This is a genomic window from Streptomyces phyllanthi (assembly GCF_009377205.1).
In the GTDB taxonomy this organism is placed as follows: domain Bacteria; phylum Actinomycetota; class Actinomycetes; order Streptomycetales; family Streptomycetaceae; genus Streptomyces; species Streptomyces phyllanthi.
On record NZ_VJZE01000831.1, the window covers coordinates 1 to 2048 of the forward strand.

Consider the following 2048-nt stretch of genomic DNA (forward strand, 5'->3'; position numbering starts at 1 on the left):
GTGTGGGGCCTGCCCCAGGGGGCCAGGTTGCGTGGGCCGGCCCCGGGCGGGGCCTCGAACGGCCGGGGCCGGGTGCTCCGGGCCAGGAGTTCGTCCGCGGCCGCCAGAGCCTTCGTGCCGGGGGAGTTCTGGTCCGCCACCGGGCCGGCTGGGCAGCCGGGCCGGAGCCCGGGCCGTATGGGCGGCCCCGAAGCCGGGAGGCTGGAGCCTGGAGCGGAACCAGGTAGTGGGCCGGAACCAAGTACCGGCCCCAGGCCGAGCACCAGGCCGGGGCCAAGACCCCCGACCGGGAACAGGTACCCGTCGGGACCACGTACCGGTCGCAACCACGTACCGGCCCCAGGCCGAGCACCCGACCAGAGCCAAACACCAGGCCGAGGCCAAAACCCCCAACCGGGAACAGGTACCCGTCGGGACCACGTACCGGTCGCGACCAGGTCCCGGACCCAGGCCCAGCACCCGGCCGGAGCCAAACACCAGGCCGAGGCCAAGACACCCAACCGGGAACAGGTACCCGTCGGGACCACGTACCGGTCGCGACCAGGTCCCGGACCCAGGCCCAGCACCCGGCCGGGGCCAAGACCCAGGCCGGAACCAGATACCCCTTGGGACCACGTACCGGTCGCAACCAGGTCCCGGACCCGGGCCAAGCACCCGACCAGAGCCAGGTACCGGCCCGGGGCCAGGAACCGCAACCCGAGCCCGAGGATCCCGCGCCGCAGCTCGTACGCCGCAGCCACCCCAGCCCGACCCACCAGCCGACCGGCCGGCGGCGACCGGACCGGCCAATCGAGCAACCGACCAATCGACCAATCGACCGGGCACCCATGCCCCAACCCCGCACCGCTCATCCCGCCAGTGACGCCGTGACCGCCTCGTTGTCCTTCTTCACGGACGACCCGTCGCCGAAGACGGCGTTGCGCATGAGGGTCAGCCAGGGGCCGTTGGGGTCGTTGAAGGTCTGGCCGAAGTTCAGCGCGTACGGGGTGCGGCCGTGGGCGACGAGCTCGTTGATCGTCACCAGCCTCGGGTCCGCCTTGGAGTGCTTGTTGGAGGCGAGGTCGGTGCGCGCCACCACGTCCTTGTGCGCGGCGACCACGTCGACCTGCGCCTTCTCGCCCAGGGACCAGGCCAGGAAGTTCCAGGCCTGGTCGGCCGACTTGCTCGTGGCCGAGATGCCGATGGCGTCACCGCCGACGAAGGTGGACTTGCCGCCGTCGGGCCCGGGGATGGGCGCGACCCCGAGGTCGAGGTCCTTGGGCATCAGGCCCAGCGTGGTCGACGGCATGGGCATGACGCCGACCTTCCCCTTGGGGAAGACCCCGGTCCAGGTCGTGCCCGTCTCGTCGCGCGCGCCGGAGGCCACGATGTCGTCCTCCACCCACCCCCGGTAGGTCTCGTAGACCTTCTGCGCGGTGCCGGAGGAGAGGAGCGACTCGGTTCCCTCCTTGTTCAGCACGTCCTCGCCCGCGGCCCAGATGGACGGCCACCAGGTGAAGACGCCGCAGCCACCGCAGTTGCCGCCGAAGAAGGTGCCGTTGACGCCTCCGCCCAGCGCGTCGACAGCACGCGCCTGCCGGTCCCACTCGCCGAGGGTGGTGGGCGGTTTCCCGGGATCGAGCTTCGCCTTCCGGTAGAGCTCCTTGTTGTAGAACAGCACCGAGAGGTCGAGCGTGTGCGGTACGACGTACTTCTTGTCCTCGTACGTACCGGCCCTGATGTGCGACTGGGCCAGGTGCTCGGCGAAGGGCAGGGCGTCGATCCGGTCGGTGAGGTCGGCGAAGAGCCCGCTGGAGGTGTAGTTCGGCACGAACACCACGTCGGAGGCGAACAGGTCGGGCAGGTCGCCCGAGCCGGCTGCCGCGCCCACCTTGGCCTGGTAGTCGTCGGTGGGGACGACGGTCAGCTCGATCTTGTTCTTGTGGCTCGCGTTGTACGCCTTGACCAGGGCCTCGCTCTGCGGCCGGGTCGCCGCACGCGTCCACATCGTCAGTTTCGCGCCGTCGTCGACACCCTTCGCGCTCCCCGCCCCGCCTCCTCCCCCACTC

1 protein-coding gene is annotated in these 2048 nt (G+C 71.1%); it reads right to left on the reverse strand.

What is annotated here, in order from left to right; all coding sequences use genetic code 11:
• Positions 1–847: 847 nt before the first annotated feature.
• Positions 848–2048, reverse strand: a 1201-nt coding sequence (locus tag FNH04_RS45350) for an ABC transporter substrate-binding protein (RefSeq protein WP_152792052.1), incomplete at its 5' end; no start/stop codon positions are given.